We start from the raw sequence: 18,907 nt of genomic DNA, 5'->3' as shown, positions 1-18,907 counted from the left end.
GAGCCAATCCGTGAAAGACTTACTAAAGTTTCTGAAAGCGCAAACTAAGACCGAAGAGTTTGATGCGATCAAAATTGCTCTGGCATCGCCAGACATGATCCGTTCTTGGTCTTTTGGTGAAGTTAAGAAGCCAGAAACCATTAACTACCGTACGTTCAAACCAGAACGTGACGGCCTTTTCTGCGCCCGTATTTTCGGACCAGTAAAAGACTACGAATGCCTGTGCGGTAAGTACAAGCGTTTAAAACATCGCGGCGTGATTTGCGAGAAGTGCGGCGTTGAAGTGACCCAGACTAAAGTACGCCGTGAGCGTATGGGCCACATCGAACTGGCTTCCCCGACTGCACACATCTGGTTCCTGAAATCGCTGCCATCGCGCATCGGTTTGTTGCTGGATATGCCACTGCGTGACATCGAACGTGTTCTGTACTTCGAATCCTATGTGGTTATCGAAGGCGGCATGACTAACCTCGAAAAACGCCAGATCCTGACTGAAGAGCAGTATCTGGATGCGTTGGAAGAGTTTGGTGATGAGTTCGACGCGAAGATGGGTGCTGAAGCAATCCAGGCTCTGTTGAAAAACATGGATCTGGAAGCGGAATGCGAACAACTGCGTGAAGAGTTGAACGAAACCAACTCCGAAACCAAACGTAAGAAGCTGACCAAGCGTATCAAGCTGCTGGAAGCGTTCGTTCAGTCTGGTAACAAACCAGAGTGGATGATCCTGACCGTGCTGCCGGTGCTGCCACCAGACTTGCGTCCATTGGTTCCGTTGGACGGCGGCCGTTTCGCTACATCAGATCTGAACGATCTGTATCGTCGCGTTATCAACCGTAACAACCGTCTGAAACGCCTGCTGGATCTGGCTGCGCCAGACATCATCGTACGTAACGAAAAACGTATGCTGCAAGAAGCGGTAGATGCTTTGCTGGATAACGGCCGTCGCGGTCGTGCTATCACCGGCTCTAACAAGCGTCCGCTGAAATCTCTGGCAGACATGATTAAAGGTAAACAGGGTCGTTTCCGTCAGAACTTGCTGGGTAAACGTGTCGACTACTCTGGTCGTTCCGTTATCACCGTAGGTCCTTACCTGCGTCTGCACCAGTGTGGTCTGCCGAAGAAAATGGCACTGGAACTGTTCAAACCGTTCATCTACGGCAAGCTGGAACTGCGTGGCCTGGCCACCACCATCAAAGCCGCGAAGAAAATGGTTGAGCGCGAAGAAGCTGTCGTTTGGGATATCCTGGACGAAGTTATCCGCGAACACCCGGTACTGCTGAACCGTGCACCAACCCTGCACCGTTTGGGTATCCAGGCGTTTGAACCCGTTCTGATCGAAGGTAAAGCAATTCAGCTGCACCCGCTGGTTTGTGCGGCATATAACGCCGACTTCGATGGTGACCAGATGGCTGTTCACGTACCGTTGACGCTGGAAGCTCAGCTGGAAGCGCGTGCGTTGATGATGTCTACCAACAACATCCTGTCACCTGCGAACGGCGAGCCAATCATCGTTCCTTCTCAGGACGTTGTATTGGGTCTGTACTACATGACCCGTGACTGTGTTAACGCCAAAGGCGAAGGCATGGTTCTGACTGGTCCTAAAGAAGCTGAGCGTATTTACCGCGCCGGTTTGGCCTCTCTGCATGCGCGTGTGAAAGTGCGTATTACCGAAGAGATCAAAAATACCGAAGGCGAAGTTACGCATCAGACGTCGATTATCGACACGACTGTGGGTCGCGCCATCCTTTGGATGATCGTACCAAAAGGTCTGCCGTTCTCTATCGTCAACCAGCCTCTGGGCAAAAAAGCTATCTCCAAAATGCTGAACACCTGTTACCGCATTTTGGGCCTGAAGCCGACCGTTATTTTTGCTGACCAGATCATGTACACCGGTTTTGCTTACGCTGCCCGTTCAGGCGCGTCAGTAGGTATCGATGACATGGTAATCCCTGCGAAGAAAGCAGAGATCATCGAAGAAGCAGAAACCGAAGTTGCTGAAATTCAGGAGCAGTTCCAGTCTGGTCTGGTCACTGCTGGCGAACGCTATAACAAAGTGATCGACATCTGGGCTGCGGCCAACGAACGTGTTGCTAAGGCAATGATGGAAAACTTGTCTGTTGAAGACGTCGTCAACCGTGACGGTGTTGTTGAACAGCAGGTTTCCTTCAACAGCATCTTTATGATGGCCGACTCCGGTGCGCGTGGTTCCGCTGCACAGATTCGTCAGCTGGCCGGTATGCGTGGCCTGATGGCGAAACCAGATGGTTCCATCATTGAAACGCCAATCACCGCGAACTTCCGTGAAGGTCTGAACGTACTCCAGTACTTCATCTCTACTCACGGTGCTCGTAAAGGCTTGGCGGATACCGCACTGAAAACTGCGAACTCCGGTTATCTGACCCGTCGTCTGGTTGACGTGGCACAGGACCTGGTTGTGACCGAAGACGACTGTGGAACTCACGAAGGCATCATGATGACTCCGGTCATCGAAGGTGGCGACGTTAAAGAACCACTGCGCGAACGTGTACTGGGTCGTGTGACTGCAGAAGATATCCTTAAGCCGGGTACGGCGGATATTCTGGTTCCACGTAACACCCTGCTTCACGAGAAGACGTGTGATCTGTTAGAAGAGAACTCTGTCGACAGCGTGAAAGTACGTTCAGTCGTAAGTTGCGAAACTGACTTTGGTGTGTGTGCAAACTGCTACGGTCGCGACCTGGCACGTGGTCACATCATCAACAAAGGTGAAGCGATCGGTGTTATTGCAGCACAGTCCATCGGTGAGCCGGGTACTCAGCTGACGATGCGTACGTTCCACATCGGTGGTGCGGCATCTCGTGCGGCTGCTGAATCCAGCATCCAGGTGAAAAACACCGGTACCATTAAACTAAGCAACCACAAGCACGTTAGCAACTCTAACGGCAAACTGGTTATCACTTCCCGTAACACTGAGCTGAAATTGATCGACGAATTCGGTCGTACCAAAGAAAGCTATAAAGTGCCTTACGGTTCCGTGATGGGCAAAGGTGATGGCGCATCTGTTAACGGCGGCGAAACCGTTGCTAACTGGGATCCGCACACAATGCCAGTTATCAGTGAAGTGAGTGGTTTCATTCGCTTTGCCGATATGGTTGATACTCAGACCATTACCCGTCAGACAGATGACCTGACCGGTTTGTCCTCTCTGGTTGTTCTGGATTCTGCAGAACGTACTGGTAGCGGTAAAGACCTGCGTCCGGCACTGAAAATCGTTGATGCTAAAGGCGACGACGTATTGATCCCAGGTACTGATATGCCTGCTCAATACTTCCTGCCAGGTAAAGCGATCGTTCAGCTGGAAGATGGTACTCAGATTCACTCTGGTGACACCCTGGCGCGTATTCCTCAGGAATCCGGCGGTACCAAGGACATCACCGGTGGTCTGCCACGCGTTGCTGACCTGTTCGAAGCGCGTCGTCCGAAAGAGCCTGCAATCCTTGCTGAAATCAGCGGGATCATCTCCTTCGGTAAAGAAACCAAAGGCAAACGTCGTCTGGTAATTTCTCCGTTAGATGGCAGCGATGCTTACGAAGAAATGATTCCAAAATGGCGTCAGCTGAACGTGTTCGAAGGCGAAGTTGTGGAACGTGGTGACGTCGTATCCGACGGCCCTGAATCTCCACACGACATTCTGCGTCTTCGTGGTGTTCACGCGGTTACCCGCTACATCACCAACGAAGTGCAGGAAGTTTACCGTCTGCAAGGCGTTAAGATTAACGATAAACACATCGAAGTTATCGTTCGTCAGATGTTGCGTAAAGGCACCATCGTTAGCGCTGGTGGCACGGACTTCCTGGAAGGCGAGCAGGCAGAAATGTCTCGCGTTAAAATCGCTAACCGTCAGCTGGAAGCTGAAGGCAAAATCACGGCAACCTTTACCCGTGACCTGCTCGGTATCACCAAGGCATCCCTGGCGACCGAGTCCTTCATCTCTGCTGCATCGTTCCAGGAAACCACGCGCGTTCTTACCGAAGCGGCTGTTGCCGGTAAACGTGATGAACTGCGTGGCCTGAAAGAGAACGTTATCGTTGGCCGTCTGATCCCAGCCGGTACCGGTTACGCTTATCACCAGGATCGTGCACGCCGTAAAGCTCAGGGCGAAGTGCCAGTTGTACCGCAAGTCAGCGCGGACGAAGCAACGGCTAACCTGGCTGAACTGCTGAACGCAGGTTTCGGTAACAGCGACGATTAATCGTCTTCTGTCGAAACGCATAAAACCGCTCTTTCGGGAGCGGTTTTTTTTTGCCTGAAATAGGGGAGTTGATAATGCCAGGAAAGAGGAGCCGGAACAGGAAACTGGACGATAACCCGTTCCGGCTGGTTGGAAGCAGCACCGGGATGAATGGCGCTGGCCGGTTGCGATGATGCAGCGACAGCGGCACGGTAACCTGCCCGGCGTGCTGGCGCGAGAGGCAAAATCGCTTTATGGAATACGCATTCCTGAGAGATTATCGCGTTGCTGTCTGGCGACATTTTCCTGCGGCGTACGCCCCAAAAAACTGTCCCAGTCTTTCCACACGGGCTGCAATCCTGCTTGCGTTAATGCCGCAGCCACCCGCTGAGGTGAGCGGTTATCATGTGGCGCAAATTGTTCCAGTTCCGGATGATCGTCTGCGTAACCGCCCGGTTGAGTTTTGGATCCGGCGCTGACCGTGTTGATCGCCAGAGGAATGACATGATCGCGGAAATACGGTGACTCGCGTGTCGACAGGGAAAGCTCGACATCCGGCGACAACATCCGGAAAGCGCAAATCAGCTGCACCAGCTGGTTTTCCTCCAGCAACGAAGCCGGTTCGATTCCGCCTGTGCACGGGCGCAATCTCGGGAACGCCACCGAATAGCGGCTTTGCCAGTAAGTTTGTTGTAGATAAAGCAAATGCTCGGCCACCATATAACTGTCAGTTCGCCAGTTTCCGGAAAGCCCGAACAACGCGCCGAGTCCGATCTTATCGATTCCCGCGCGCCCCAGCCGGTCAGGGGTTTCCAGCCGCCAGAAGAAATCTTGTTTTTGCCCGCGCAGATGATGCAGCGCATAGGTCGGTGCGTGATAGGTTTCCTGATAAACCAGAACACCGTCCAGCCCCAGCGTTTTTAACTCGGCGTATTCTTCCTGAGGTAGCGGCTGCACTTCAATCATCAGTGAATCAAAATGACTGCGGATAGCCGGGAAATGTCGGCGGAAATAATCCATACCAACTTTCCCTTTATGCTCGCCCGTAACCAGCAACAGGTGTTTGAATCCCAGCGCGTTCAGCGCCTCACATTCAGCGATGATTTCCTCTTCATCCAGCGTCTTACGTTTGATTTTATTACTCATCGAGAAGCCGCAGTACGTGCACTCGTTGGCGCAAAGGTTGGAGAGATAAAGGGGGGCGAAGAAATTCACGGTATTGCCGAAACGCTGGCGCGTGAGCTGTTGCGCGCGCTGCGCCATTTCTTCAAGATACGGTAACGCGGCCGGAGAAATCAGTGCCATAAAACCATCACGGTCGATTTTGTTCCTGCTCAGCGCCCGCTCAACATCACTGGACGTTTTGCTGTTAATTCGCAGGGAAATATCGTCCCAGTCGAGCGTTGACCAGACATCGGTAAAGTTGCTCATAAGCTTGCCTGCGGGGAAGTCAGAAAACCGGTCAGCGGGCTGGATGCGCTGGCGTACCGTTGCCGTCCGCCTAATCCGCTTTGACGGGCAAGCACGCCCGCTTCAACGGCCAGCCGGAAAGCTGTCGCCATGGAAACCGGATCACGCGCAACGGCAATTGCCGTATTCACCAGCACGGCGTCCGCACCCATTTCCAGCGCCTCAGTGGCCTGACTGGGTGCGCCGATCCCGGCATCAACCACAACGGGCACGCGCGCCTGTTCGATAATAATTTGCAGAAACTCACGGGTTTGCAGCCCCTGATTAGAGCCTATCGGTGCGCCGAGCGGCATCACTGCCGCGCATCCGGCTTCTTCAAGACGCTTGCACAGCACCGGATCAGCACTGCAATAAGGCAAAACGACAAACCCCTGTTTCACTAGTATCTCTGCGGCTTTCAGGGTTTCGATGGCATCGGGCAGCAGGTATTTCATGTCCGGATGGATTTCCAGTTTGACCCAGTTTGTGCCCAGTGCTTCGCGGGCCAGCTGAGCGGCAAACACCGCTTCTTCTGCCGTTTTTGCCCCTGACGTATTGGGCAACAGGCGCACGCCAAGTTGCTGCAAAGGCGAAAGAATATCATCGCCGCCACGCCGCAGATCGACGCGTTTCATCGCCATCGTCACCAGCTCAGAGCCGGATGCTTCCAGTGCCAGTTGCATCAGCGCCGGACTGGCGAATTTTCCGGTTCCGGTAAAAAGGTGTGAGGTAAACGTAGCATCAGCAATTTTTAACATGTTTCATCCTCCGGCTATCGCCTGAAAGAGCAAAATCTCATCACCGTCTGCCAGCCAGTGTGCAGGCCAGTTATCGCGGGGGATAATGACCTGATTTACCGCCAGCGCTCTGCCCGCAGTGTTTAACGCCAGCTCATCGAGCAGAGCTAACAGCGGGAGCGGCTGACTGAACTGATGAGATTCATCATTGACCAGAATATTCACGCATAGCCTCCGCAGACGGTACAGGCAGATGATCGCGTGAGTTGCAGTGAACGCCAGTTCTGTGTTTTTCCGTCGAACAGCCGGAGTTTGCCGCTCAGTGTGCAAGGCAGCCCAGCCAGGATTTTCAGTGCTTCGAGCGCCTGTAATGTCCCGATGGTGCCCACTACCGGCCCGAGTACGCCGGATGTCCGGCAGTTACGTTGCACGGTTTCCTGATCCGGATACAAACAGGCATAACAACCGTGAGCGTAGGGTGCTTCAATCACCAGAAGCTGTCCGCTGAATCCGACGGCGCTGCCGCTGATTAGCGTTTTGCCTGCATCCACGCAGGCTTTATTGACGGCATGACGGGTCTCCATGTTGTCGCTGCAATCCAGAACGATATCGGCATTGGCCACCGCTTGTGTCAGCGCTTCACCCAACAGGCGTTCCGTAATGGCCACGGCTTCGCAAAGCGGATTCAGGCGCAACAGCTCACGCTTTGCCAAAGTGGCTTTGGGCTGATCGAGATCGGCTGTGCGGTAAAGGATTTGCCGCTGAAGATTGGTGATATGCAGCCGGTCGTCATCGGCCAGAAAAAGCGTGCCGACGCCCGCCGCCGCCAGATACAGGGCGGCAGGAGAACCGAGTCCGCCAAGTCCGACGATCAGCACCTTTGCCGCCTGTAACTTTTCTTGCGCCTGCGGGCCGAATTCCTCCAGCATCAGCTGACGGCTGTAACGCATAAAAGCCGCATCGTTAAGCATCTTCCGGCACCTTGCTGGCACACAAGGCCAGCAGTTCGGCGGTGGCTGCACGCCAGTCCGTGGCCTGCGTAATGGCGCTGACGACCGCAATGCTGCCGACGCCGCAGTCCAGAACCGACGGCGCGCGGTCAATGCTGATCCCGCCGATGGCCACTGTCGGAAAGCGGCCATCGAGTTGCTTAATGTGTCGGGTGAGTTCTTCCAGACCCTGTGGCGCCGACGGCATATCTTTGGTCTGCGTCGGGAAGATATGGCCCAGAGCGATGTATGAAGGATTCACGGAAACGGCGCGCGTCATTTCAGCCTCGTCATGCGTGGAAACGCCCAGTCGCAGACCGGCCTGACGAATTGCCGCAAGATCGGCTGTATCGAGATCTTCCTGGCCCAGATGTACGCCGTATGCATGATGCTTTACCGCCAGACGCCAGTAATCGTTTATGAACAGCCGCGCCTGATATTTTTTTCCCAGCGCGATGGCCTCGATAATTGCCGGTTCGACGTCTTCATCGGGTAAATCTTTCACCCGCAACTGAAGCGTTTTCACGCCTGCATCGAGCAGACGGGCGATCCATTCCACCGTATCGACAACCGGATATAAACCAAGGTGAAAAGGAACGGCGGGGAAGGGCTGAGCTGACTGATTCATTTGTTGATCTCCGTGGCAGGATGATAAAGCTCGCCGCCGCGTGAACGGAATTCAGCTGACATTTGTGCCATGCCGGATTCAACGAGTTCGATGGGCCGGGCTTTAGCTTCCAGCGCGGCGGCGTAATCGCGAACTTCCTGAGTGATTTTCATTGAGCAGAATTTCGGGCCGCACATCGAACAGAAGTGGGCGACTTTGCCGGATTCCTGCGGTAACGTTTCATCGTGGTAGGCGCGGGCAGTGGCCGGGTCCAGAGCCAGATTAAACTGATCTTCCCAGCGGAATTCGAAACGGGCTTTGGACATGGCGTTGTCGCGGATTTGCGCACCCGGATGGCCTTTGGCTAAATCGGCGGCATGTGCTGCAATTTTGTAGGTAATCAGACCCTGCTTAACGTCTTCTTTATTCGGCAGGCCGAGATGCTCTTTCGGTGTGACGTAACACAGCATGGCACAACCGAACCAGCCAATCATCGCAGCGCCAATACCGGACGTGAAGTGGTCATAACCGGGCGCAATGTCGGTCGTCAGCGGCCCGAGCGTATAGAACGGCGCTTCGTGGCAATGCTCGAGTTCTTCCGTCATATTGCGGCGGATCATCTGCATCGGCACATGCCCCGGCCCTTCGATCATCACCTGCACGTCATATTCCCAGGCGATTTTTGTCAGCTCGCCCAGCGTGTGCAATTCTGCAAACTGCGCTTCGTCGTTGGCGTCCTGAATCGAGCCGGGACGCAGACCGTCACCGAGAGAAAGCGAGACATCGTAAGCGGCGCAGATTTCGCAAATCTCCCGGAAATTTTCATACAGGAAGCTTTCGCGATGATGTGACAGACACCATTTCGCCATGATTGAGCCACCGCGCGAAACAATACCGGTCAGACGTTTGGCGGTCATCGGCACATAACGCAGCAACACGCCAGCGTGAATGGTGAAGTAATCCACACCTTGTTCCGCCTGCTCCAGCAGGGTGTCGCGGAACATTTCCCAGTTAAGGTCTTCGGCCACACCATTCACTTTTTCCAGCGCCTGATAAATCGGCACCGTACCGATCGGCACCGGGCTGTTACGCAGGATACATTCACGGGTTTCATGGATATAGCGGCCGGTGGAGAGATCCATCACCGTGTCCGCGCCCCAGCGCGTCGACCACACCAGTTTTTCAACTTCTTCTTCGATGGATGACGTCACCGCCGAGTTGCCGATATTGGCGTTCACCTTCACCAGAAAATTGCGGCCAATGATCATCGGCTCGGATTCCGGGTGATTGATGTTGGCGGGGATAATCGCGCGACCGGCGGCCACTTCCTGGCGAACAAATTCGGCGGTGATATTCGCGGGCAGGTGCGCCCCGAAGCTTTCACCGGGATGTTGCTGGCGCAGGACTTCTCCGCGGATCCGCTCACGCCCCATGTTTTCGCGAATAGCGATGAATTCCATCTCAGGGGTAATCATGCCCCGTCGCGCATAATGCAGCTGTGTGACATTTTTACCGGCAATGGCTTTTCGCGGGCGCGGAAGATGTTCGAAGCGTAAATGATCCAGCCCTTCGTCGGCCAGGCGCTGCTGAGTAAAACCGGAGCTGACTTGCGGAAGTTCTTCGGTATCGGCGCGTCCGGTTATCCAGCGGGCACGCAATTTTTCAAGACCGGTATGCACGTCGATGGTCGCAGACGGGTCGCCATACGGTCCGGCGGTGTCATAAACCGGAATCGCTTCGTTTTCTTCAAACTGCGGGTTGTCTTTTCCGCCGCCGACCAGCGTCGGGCTGAGCTGGATTTCACGCATAGGGACACGAATACCGGCGTTGTCGCCCTGAAGATAGATACGTCGGGAATTGGGAAAGGCTTCGCCCTGCAAGCTGTCGATAAATGACTGTGCCTGTGCGCGTTGTTCACGGCGGTTAGCGGGCTTTTTTTCGGATGTAACGGGTTTCTGGGTACTCGACATAGCAAATTCCTTGTGTTGTTTTCACGCCAAAAAGCGTGACAGAACGTAATGGAAAATTGCTTGTCTGGAGGTTTACGGCAGGAGTAAAAATGGGCGGTTGAACGCTGGCGGCCGTTTGCAGGCTGATGCCAAATCGCGCTAAACGCATAACATTACTCTTGTTCCCTTCGCGGGTACTAACCCGATCAGGTTCCGCGGATCCCGAATTAACGGTCTCAGCCTGGCATCATCTCCGCGAGGAAATTTTGCACGAGGCACTCCGACAAGAAGCCTCAATATAGGAGGCCGTTGTAAAAACTACAACCCTGAGCAGGGTTTTTATTGTGGCAACGTGTTGTGCAGAAGTAACACGTTACGCGGGTCTGGCAAGATGCTCTTCGTTTGCAGAAGGCAATTCTTTGCGACTTTCCGGATCAAAGGCCAGAATGATCAGTTGATCCTCAAGCTGAAAACGCGCATCCAATGCTTCACCCACATCGGATAATGCATAATGAAATGCGAAAGCATTGTCATCATCAATATCATTTTCGGTGTAACTGTCATGGAAAGCCATGATAGCTTCAGTATTGAGCTCGAGTGCAGGGTATATTTTCGCAGCCTGTAATTTTATCTCTGCACCTTCCACTTCATCGATGACCCGTTGATAAAGATGGAAATGACCGGCAGAAAGGTAATCCACCAGGTTATGGCAAAAGTTGTCCAGCGCTTTTTCATTCAGCGGTGTATGTTTTTCTTTATTGGGTTTCAGGCCGACCAGTGTGCAGTAAGACACCAGCAATTCTTTACGCGCGTGCAGCCATTGATCCACTAACTCATTACTGCCACCAACGCGTTGGGTCAGTCTTTCCAGACGATTTAGCATGGTTGACTCCGTGAGCGAGAAAAAAGTAACCAAAGGTTACTAATATGTAAATATCAACCCCAGATTGTCAGTCTCGTCGAGGTTATGCAACAACAATTATGGAATTACAGATCACAGAAGAACATACCGGCTGGTGGGTAATCAGCTATGAGGGCAAGCTGTGGCTGCCCGAAGGTGAACTGCCGAATGGCAGCGCTGCGCAATTTTCTCTGACGGGCAAAATCGCGCGTCAGATTGGTGAATGGCAGGGCGAACCGGTGTGGATGGTACGTCAGGCGATGCACAATCACATGGTATCTGCACGGCAGATGCTCGATCAGGATCGCGGGCTATTCCAGCTGGTCGGGCGCGGCGTGCAGCTGTCGGAATTTTACCGTTCGCACAAGTTCTGCGGCTATTGCGGCCACGAGATGCACGTCAGTAAAACCGAATGGGCCGCGCTGTGCGGGCATTGCCGTGAACGCTATTACCCTCAAATTGCGCCCTGCATTATTGTCGCCATTCGCCGCGGTGATGAGATTTTGCTGGCGCAGCATGTCCGCCACCGCAATGGCATTCATACGGTTCTGGCTGGCTTCGTGGAAGTCGGGGAAACTCTCGAAGAAACTGTGGCGCGTGAAGTCATGGAAGAGAGCAATATCTGCGTGAAGAATGTCCGTTACGTCAGTTCCCAGCCGTGGCCTTTCCCTAATTCGCTGATGATGGCGTTTATGGCCGACTACGACAGCGGTGACATCGTGCATGATCCGAAAGAGCTGCTCAACGCAGGCTGGTATCGCTTTGATCAACTGCCACAGTTGCCGCCACCGGGGACCATCGCCCGCCGGCTGATTGAAGATACGGTTGCGCTGTGCCGCGCAGAAAGAGATGAAGACGACGTGTAGCAGGAGTGTTGCATGCTAGAATGCCGCCAGATTATTTTCGGGCGGCCCGAATATTGAAGGAAAAAGACAGAATGAATGAGTTGAAAAATGACCGCTACCTGCGCGCCCTGTTACGCCAGCCTGTGGATATCACACCGGTCTGGATGATGCGTCAGGCGGGCCGTTATTTGCCAGAATACAAAGAAACCCGCGCTGTAGCCGGTGATTTTATGTCGCTTTGCAAGAATGCAGAGCTGGCCTGCGAAGTGACCCTCCAGCCACTGCGTCGCTACCCGCTGGACGCCGCGATTCTGTTCTCTGACATCCTGACCATTCCTGATGCCATGGGGCTGGGGTTGTATTTCGAAGCCGGTGAAGGCCCTCGTTTTTCTTCCCCGCTGACCTGCCGTGCCGATGTGGAAAAACTGCCCGTCCCCGATCCTGAAATGGAACTGGGATACGTCATGAATGCGGTTCGTACTATCCGTAAAAACCTCAAAGGTGAAGTGCCGCTTATCGGTTTTTCCGGCAGCCCGTGGACACTGGCGACATATATGGTGGAAGGTGGCAGCAGCAAAGCCTTCACAAAAATCAAAAAGATGATGTATGCCGATCCGCAGACTTTGCACCTTTTGCTCGATAAAGTGGCTGACAGCGTCATTCTCTACCTTAATGCTCAAATCAAAGCGGGCGCTCAGTCTGTCATGATTTTTGACACCTGGGGCGGCGTGCTGACGCCTCGAGATTACCGCGAGTTTTCCCTGAACTACATGCATAAAATTGTCGACGGCCTGATCCGTGAAAACGAAGGGCGCCGTGTGCCGGTGACGTTGTTCACCAAAGGCGGCGGACAATGGCTGGAAGCGATGGCGGCAACCGGTTGTGACGCGCTGGGCCTCGACTGGACAACAGATATTGCCGAAGCCCGTCGTCGCGTGGGCGACAAAGTGGCGATTCAGGGCAACATGGATCCTTCCATGCTCTATGCTTCTCCGGTACGTATTGAACAGGAAGTGGAAACCATTCTGGCCGGTTTTGGTAAAGGCAACGGTCATGTGTTTAACCTGGGCCACGGCATTCACCAGGATGTTCCGCCAGAAAATGCGGGTGCGTTCGTGGAAGCTGTACATAGCCTGTCCCGGCAATATCACGAGTAAATCCGGCGTATGATTGATACCCGCGCATTACGTGAAGAACAACGGATCCTTGCAGATCAAATTGAACTGCGGGATCCGACTGAATTCAGCACACCGGCGTTGATCGCGGGTGTGGATGTCGGTTTCGAACAGGGTGGTGAAGTAACGCGAGCCGCGGTTGCGGTTCTGCGTTATCCCTCGCTTGAGCTGGTGGAATACCAGATAGCCCGCATTCCAACCGTCATGCCTTATATTCCCGGCTTCCTTTCTTTCCGGGAACTACCGGCGCTGTTGCAGGCCTGGAAGCAAATCAATGCGCGGCCCGATCTGGTGCTGGTTGACGGGCAGGGTATTGCGCATCCGCGCCGTCTTGGCGTCGCCAGCCATTTTGGCCTGATGATTGACGTGCCAACAATTGGTGTAGCGAAGAGCCGCTTGTGCGGCAAATTTCTGCCTCTCGGGGAAGACCAACACAGCCAGCAGGCGCTGTATGAAGGCGATGAGCAGATTGGCTGGGTCTGGCGCAGCAAACTGCGCTGTAATCCGCTGTTTATTTCACCGGGCAATCGCATCAGCATGGAATCGTCACTGTACTGGGTTGAACGCTGCATGCGGCAATATCGTTTGCCAGAGCCAACCCGCTGGGCGGATGCTGTGGCATCAAATCGGGCAGCGTTTCAACGCTGGCAACGGTTGAGTGATGATCTTTAGGAATCAAGGAATAGGGATATTGATTTATTTCAGGTAAACTCCCGCGCAGAAAAGTTAACGAGATCAACTCATGTTACGTAATCCAATTCATTTACGTCTGGAAAAGCTGGAAAGCTGGCAACACGTGACGTTTATGGCGAGCTTGTGTGAACGCATGTATCCGAACTATCAGGCTTTTTGCCTGGAAACCGGGTTTGGCGAGGCACAGCTTTACCGCCGTATCCTGGATTTAATCTGGGAAACGCTGGTGGTAAAAGACGCCAAGGTCAATTTTGACTCACAGCTCGAAAAACTGGAGGAAGCCGTGCCTTCTTCCGATGATTACGACATTTATGGTGTTTACCCGGCCATCGATGCGTGTATCGCATTAGGCGAACTGATTCATTCACGTCTGAGCGGCGAAACGTTGTCTCATGCGGTTGCCGTGAGTGAGACATCAATTCGTACTGTTGCGATGTTGGAAATGACTCAGGCCGGTAAAGAAATGACCGATGAAGAGCTGAAAGTCATTCCTGCTGTTGAAGAAGAATGGGACATCCAATGGGAGATTTTTCGCCTGTTGGCTGACTGTGAAGAGCGTGACCTGGAATTAATAAAAGGGTTACGTTCTGACCTGCGTGAAGCCGCTGTCAGTAACATTGGCATAAATTTAGCGCAATAAGGCTAGAAAACGTGATTTAACGCCTGATTTGTCGTGCCTTAAGGCTTCACATCCGCACCCTGTCTGGTCTACATTTGGGGTGCGTAAAAAAAGTGGCTATCGGTGCGTGTATGCAGGAGGGTGCTGTCAATCGGCATATCCGTCGCACTCGATGCTTTGCAAACGATAAACACACTGTAAAGGATAACTTATGAACAAGACTCAACTGATTGATGTAATTGCTGACAAAGCTGATCTTTCCAAAGCACAAGCCAAAGTTGCTCTTGAATCTACTCTGTCTGCTATTACCGAGTCTCTGAAAGAAGGTGATGCTGTACAATTGGTTGGTTTCGGGACTTTCAAGGTAAATCATCGTAACGAGCGTACTGGTCGTAACCCACAGACTGGTAAAGAAATCAAAATCGCAGCTGCAAACGTACCTGCGTTCGTTTCTGGTAAAGCTCTGAAAGACGCTGTTAAGTAATTGCTTGCAGTGAAAAGAATAAGCGGAGGGGCCTGTAAGCCCCTTCAGTTTATCACCCCCAGGCTGGTGGCAGGTTTACTGGTTCTCGGTCTGGTGGGTTGCAGTTCTAAAAACTCCTCTGAATTATTCTTTGCCAGCGGGTATGTTGCCGATCAGGGTATCAACAGGCTCTGGCGCGAAGACAACGCACAAAACGAACCTCAAACTATTCTCAACGTATACAGCCCCTATTTTGGCGGCGATACGGTCATTACCCGGTATGAATTCCAGCAGGGGCAATTACACCTGATTAAAGAAACGCATGCGACGCAAACTGATTTAGGCGTGATGCTGCGTTTTGACGATAGCGGGCACGTCAGCTTTATGCAGCGGCAGCTTCCTGAGCGCAGGGAAAAATTATCGTCAGATGATATCGAGCGCTATAAATATGAAGCGACAAAAATCCTCGATCTGAGTAATGCGCTGCGCGTGGGCAATGTCCGGCTGGTGCAGGCTAACTGGCGACAGGGTTTGATCACCACCTGCGCGGGTGAACAGGTGACGCCGAAACTGACCGTTCGTTCCCAGGTCTGGCTGGCTAAACGGGCCAGTCGGAGCAACGATAATCTCGGCCTTGCCTGGCTGACCGCACCGGAAGGCAACGAATTGCTGCTGGTTGCAAATGAAGATTTCTGTAAGTGGGAACCTAAAGAGTCAGATCTCTGATCCCGCTTGCTAATACGTATAAAGGAAAGGCACGCCGAAGCGTGCCTTTTTTGATCGTCAGGTTCTGATCGTCAGATGAACCGCGATTACTGATTGCGTTCGCGGTCAATGGCGCGATAGCCGATATCCTTGCGGTAAAAGCTGCCTTCCCAATGAATATCTTTCGCTAAATCATAAGCGCGCTGCTGAGCGGCTTCGACGGTTTTACCCAGCGCAGTCACACAGAGTACGCGTCCGCCATTTGTCACCACGCGTTCATCTTGCAAACGAGTTCCGGCCTGGAAGACTTTGCCGTCCGGGACTTCTTCCAGCGGTAAACCGTGGATCACATCACCGGTTTTGTAATCGGCAGGATAACCGCCAGCGGCAATTACAACGCCCAGCGAAGGACGCGGATCCCACTCAGAGGTTTTCTCGCCCAGACGACCTTCCGCACCGGCCAGACAAAGATCGACCAGATCCGAGCGCAGACGCAACATGATTGGCTGAGTTTCCGGATCCCCGAAGCGGCAGTTAAATTCGATCACTTTCGGCTGGCCGTCTGCGGAAATCATCAAACCTGCATACAGGAAGCCGGTGTAAGTATTATTCTCAGCCGCCATGCCGTGCACGGTTGGCCAGATAACCTGATCCATAACGCGCTGATGAATTTCATCCGTCACAACCGGTGCCGGGGAATAAGCGCCCATACCGCCGGTGTTCGGGCCGCTGTCGCCATCGCCAACACGTTTGTGATCCTGACTGGTTGCCATAGGCAGAACGTTCGTGCCGTCAACCATCACGATGAAGCTCGCCTCTTCGCCATTCAGGAATTCTTCGATAACGATGCGGTGGCCAGCATCGCCAAACGCATTTCCTGCCAGCATATCGTGGACTGCATCTTCTGCTTCTTTCAATGTCATCGCCACGATGACACCTTTGCCTGCAGCCAGTCCGTCAGCTTTAATGACGATCGGCGCGCCTTTACTGCGCAGATAAGCCAGTGCCGGTTCGATTTCGGTGAAGTTCTGGTAATCCGCGCTTGGAATATTATGGCGAGCCAGGAAATCCTTGGTGAAAGCTTTTGAGCCTTCCAGCTGCGCCGCTTCCTGCGTCGGGCCAAAGATTTTCAGACCCGCAGCGCGGAATGCATCTACCACGCCAATCACCAGCGGGGCTTCCGGGCCGACAATCGTCAGGCCGATATCATTGCTTTTGGCGAACGCCAGCAAACCAGCGATATCCGTTGCAGCGATATCGACATTCTCCAGCAGAGGTTCCAGTGCGGTACCGGCGTTTCCGGGTGCGACAAAAACTTTGTCCGCCAGAGGAGATTGCGATGCCTTCCATGCCAGTGCATGTTCACGCCCGCCGTTACCGATAATTAAAATATTCATTCGAGGACTCCGGGTGAGCGGGCGCATCGCACCCGCTAAAAGAAAATTAATGACGGAAATGGCGCATGTCGGTGAACAGCATTGCGATACCGTGTTCGTTTGCGGCCGCGATAACTTCGTCATCACGAATTGAACCGCCTGGCTGAATCACACAGGTAATGCCTACCGCAGCGGCTGCATCAATACCGTCGCGGAACGGGAAGAAGGCATCGGATGCCATCACGGAACCTGCGACTTCCAGACCTTCGTCAGCGGCTTTAATCCCCGCGATTTTCGCTGAGTAAACGCGGCTCATTTGGCCTGCGCCAATACCGATAGTCATTTTGTCGCGTGCATAAACAATAGCGTTGGATTTTACGAACTTAGCGACTTTCCAGCAGAACAGTGCATCAGTTAGTTCCTGCTCAGTTGGCTGGCGCTGGGAAACAACGCGCAGGTCACCGGCATCAACCATGCCCAAATCACGATCCTGAACCAGCAGGCCGCCATTGACACGTTTGAAGTCCAGCGCTTTCTGGCGCCCTTGCCATTGGCCGCATGTCAGAACGCGGACGTTTTGTTTTGCCGCAGTCAGGGCCAGCGCTTCAGGGCTGACTGATGGGGCGATGATCACCTCCACAAACTGGCGGTTGATGATCGCTTTCGCGGTTTCAGCATCGAGCTCGCGGTTGAAGGCAATAATGCCGCCGAAAGCAGAGGTCGGGTCAGTCTGATAAGCACGTTCGTAAGCAGCCAGAATATTGTCGCCGATGGCAACGCCGCAAGGGTTCGCGTGTTTGACGATGACGCAAGCTGGCTCTGCAAATTCCTTCACACATTCCAATGCCGCATCGGTATCTGCAATGTTGTTATAGGAAAGGGCTTTGCCTTGAAGTTGGGTCGAGGTCGCAACCGAAGCTTCACTGACGTTCTCTTCTATATAGAAAGCGGCGTTCTGATGGCTGTTTTCGCCATAACGCATGTCTTGTTTCTTTATATAGCTAAGATTTAGTGTGCGCGGGAACTGGCCAGACGCAGATTCGGTATCGCCGTGATATGCCGGAACCATGGTGCCGAAGTAGTTGGCAATCATGCCGTCATAAGAGGCGGTGTGCTCGAAGGCTTTAATCGCCAGGTTGAAACGGGTCGCCAGCGTCAGCGAGCTGCTGTTGGCATCCATCTCTTCAATAATAGATGCGTAGTCGCTGCTCTTCACCACGATCGCCACATCTTTATGGTTCTTCGCCGCTGAGCGAACCATGGTCGGGCCGCCGATATCAATGTTTTCTACCGCATCTTCCAGTGAGCAATCCGGGCGTGCGACGGTTTGCGCGAATGGGTAAAGGTTCACGACCACCATGTCGATTGGCGCGATCGCGTGCTGCGCCATAATTTCATCATCTTTCCCGCGACGGCCGAGGATCCCTCCGTGAACTTTCGGGTGCAGGGTTTTGACGCGTCCATCCATCATTTCCGGGAAACCCGTGTAGTCAGACACTTCTGTGACTGGCAGACCGGCTTTTGCCAACAGGCTGGCGGTGCCGCCAGTGGAAAGTAATTCAACGCCACGCGAAGAGAGTGCCTGGGCGAATTCTACGATACCGGCTTTATCAGAAACACTGAGCAGGGCGCGGCGGATTGGACGAGATTGTTGCATGGTGGTTTATATCCTTGGCTTTGGAGTCGCAATAAAGAGCGTTATCGGAATTCAATGAGCGTTTTCTTCTCTCTCTATAAGAGCAATTTGCAGAAAAACGCGGGATTGAGCTCAGATAACTTCCCTCTGGCGACTTACTTTTCATTTATCACCCGTAACAGGTGTCGAAAACTGACGCGCGAAATTGTAGCGAAAACGATTGCGCGACGCTCGCAAAATTTGAGATTCCTGTGCGGCTGTGGATAAATCTGTGTAAAACACGGTATAAGCGGTGTGTTTGCTGTGTAATGCAGCAAACGGTATTTTTTCTTAAAATTAGCCCTTGCGGGCTGCTGAGAACTCCCTATAATGCCGCTCCATCGACAGGGAACAACGTGAACAACATCACGAAGTGACCGGGTCGGAAAGGTTAAAAACAGCGGCAACCGGATAAAATAAACGGTTGACACTGAATGAGGAAAGCGTAATATACGCCACCTCGAGTTAGCAAGCGAAAGCGCGTAACTCACTGCTCTTTAACAATTTATCAGAC

The 18,907-nt window shown here is 53.2% G+C and carries 16 protein-coding genes and 1 riboswitch; of the genes, 7 read left to right on the top strand and 9 right to left on the bottom strand.

The window, feature by feature from the left end; genetic code table 11:
- Positions 1-10: 10 nt before the first annotated feature.
- Positions 11-4,231: a DNA-directed RNA polymerase subunit beta' gene (gene rpoC, locus GW579_RS23630; RefSeq protein ID WP_152325372.1), complete on the top strand. Its 4,221-nt coding sequence runs from the start codon at positions 11-13 to the stop codon at positions 4,229-4,231.
- 231 nt (positions 4,232-4,462) lie between these two features.
- Here rpoC and thiH read toward each other — a convergent pair whose 3' ends face one another.
- The 7 genes from thiH to rsd all read right to left on the bottom strand — a co-directional run bounded on the left by thiH (position 4,463) and on the right by rsd (position 10,824).
- Positions 4,463-5,641: a 2-iminoacetate synthase ThiH gene (gene thiH / locus GW579_RS23625; protein WP_165062247.1), complete on the bottom strand. Its 1,179-nt coding sequence runs from the start codon at positions 5,639-5,641 to the stop codon at positions 4,463-4,465.
- Positions 5,638-6,417 (bottom strand): thiazole synthase, encoded by a 780-nt coding sequence (locus GW579_RS23620; protein WP_165062245.1) that lies wholly within the window; start codon positions 6,415-6,417, stop codon positions 5,638-5,640. Before GW579_RS23620 ends, thiH begins: the two co-directional genes overlap by 4 nt.
- Before the next feature lie 3 nt (positions 6,418-6,420).
- The gene (gene thiS / locus GW579_RS23615; protein ID WP_152325375.1) at positions 6,421-6,621 is read right to left on the bottom strand and encodes a sulfur carrier protein ThiS; all 201 of its coding nucleotides are present in this window, start codon (positions 6,619-6,621) and stop codon (positions 6,421-6,423) included.
- Positions 6,618-7,367: a HesA/MoeB/ThiF family protein gene (locus GW579_RS23610; RefSeq protein ID WP_152325376.1), complete on the bottom strand. Its 750-nt coding sequence runs from the start codon at positions 7,365-7,367 to the stop codon at positions 6,618-6,620. The genes thiS and GW579_RS23610 overlap by 4 nt, the downstream gene beginning before the upstream one ends.
- Positions 7,360-8,013: a thiamine phosphate synthase gene (thiE, locus tag GW579_RS23605; RefSeq protein WP_165062243.1), complete on the bottom strand. Its 654-nt coding sequence runs from the start codon at positions 8,011-8,013 to the stop codon at positions 7,360-7,362. Before thiE ends, GW579_RS23610 begins: the two co-directional genes overlap by 8 nt.
- Positions 8,010-9,962 (bottom strand): phosphomethylpyrimidine synthase ThiC, encoded by a 1,953-nt coding sequence (thiC, locus tag GW579_RS23600; protein WP_165062241.1) that lies wholly within the window; start codon positions 9,960-9,962, stop codon positions 8,010-8,012. The genes thiE and thiC overlap by 4 nt, the downstream gene beginning before the upstream one ends.
- A gap of 145 nt (positions 9,963-10,107) precedes the next feature.
- Positions 10,108-10,234, bottom strand: a riboswitch (TPP riboswitch).
- An 80-nt stretch (positions 10,235-10,314) separates the two neighbouring features.
- Positions 10,315-10,824 carry a sigma D regulator gene (gene rsd, locus GW579_RS23595; protein WP_152325379.1) on the bottom strand — a complete coding sequence of 170 codons (510 nt, stop codon included), beginning with the start codon at positions 10,822-10,824 and terminating at the stop codon, positions 10,315-10,317.
- 98 nt (positions 10,825-10,922) lie between these two features.
- Between rsd and nudC the strand changes: the two genes are divergently transcribed.
- The 6 genes from nudC to GW579_RS23565 all read left to right on the top strand — a co-directional run bounded on the left by nudC (position 10,923) and on the right by GW579_RS23565 (position 15,363).
- A complete protein-coding gene (gene nudC / locus GW579_RS23590) occupies positions 10,923-11,708 on the top strand; it encodes an NAD(+) diphosphatase (protein WP_165062239.1) in 786 nt (261 codons plus the stop codon).
- A gap of 71 nt (positions 11,709-11,779) precedes the next feature.
- Positions 11,780-12,844: a uroporphyrinogen decarboxylase gene (gene hemE, locus GW579_RS23585; protein WP_152325381.1), complete on the top strand. Its 1,065-nt coding sequence runs from the start codon at positions 11,780-11,782 to the stop codon at positions 12,842-12,844.
- A 9-nt stretch (positions 12,845-12,853) separates the two neighbouring features.
- Positions 12,854-13,534 carry a deoxyribonuclease V gene (nfi, locus tag GW579_RS23580; RefSeq protein ID WP_152325382.1) on the top strand — a complete coding sequence of 227 codons (681 nt, stop codon included), beginning with the start codon at positions 12,854-12,856 and terminating at the stop codon, positions 13,532-13,534.
- 70 nt (positions 13,535-13,604) lie between these two features.
- Positions 13,605-14,195, top strand: coding sequence for a YjaG family protein (locus GW579_RS23575; RefSeq protein ID WP_015699027.1), 591 nt, complete (start codon positions 13,605-13,607; stop codon positions 14,193-14,195).
- Between the two features lie 190 nt (positions 14,196-14,385).
- Positions 14,386-14,658 carry a nucleoid-associated protein HU-alpha gene (hupA, locus tag GW579_RS23570; RefSeq protein ID WP_013577396.1) on the top strand — a complete coding sequence of 91 codons (273 nt, stop codon included), beginning with the start codon at positions 14,386-14,388 and terminating at the stop codon, positions 14,656-14,658.
- A 63-nt stretch (positions 14,659-14,721) separates the two neighbouring features.
- A complete protein-coding gene (locus GW579_RS23565; RefSeq protein ID WP_235937461.1) occupies positions 14,722-15,363 on the top strand; it encodes a DUF1481 domain-containing protein in 642 nt (213 codons plus the stop codon).
- A gap of 86 nt (positions 15,364-15,449) precedes the next feature.
- On the opposite strand, the gene purD is transcribed toward GW579_RS23565, so the two are convergent.
- Positions 15,450-16,739 (bottom strand): phosphoribosylamine--glycine ligase, encoded by a 1,290-nt coding sequence (gene purD, locus GW579_RS23560; RefSeq protein ID WP_152325384.1) that lies wholly within the window; start codon positions 16,737-16,739, stop codon positions 15,450-15,452.
- A 46-nt stretch (positions 16,740-16,785) separates the two neighbouring features.
- Positions 16,786-18,375 carry a bifunctional phosphoribosylaminoimidazolecarboxamide formyltransferase/IMP cyclohydrolase gene (purH, locus tag GW579_RS23555; protein ID WP_165062235.1) on the bottom strand — a complete coding sequence of 530 codons (1,590 nt, stop codon included), beginning with the start codon at positions 18,373-18,375 and terminating at the stop codon, positions 16,786-16,788.
- Positions 18,376-18,907: the final 532 nt, after the last annotated feature.

This window comes from Rahnella contaminans (assembly GCF_011065485.1).
Lineage (GTDB): Bacteria > Pseudomonadota > Gammaproteobacteria > Enterobacterales > Enterobacteriaceae > Rahnella > Rahnella contaminans.
Note: the sequence above shows the minus strand (reverse complement) of the source record. Positions and strands in the feature narration are given on the sequence as shown.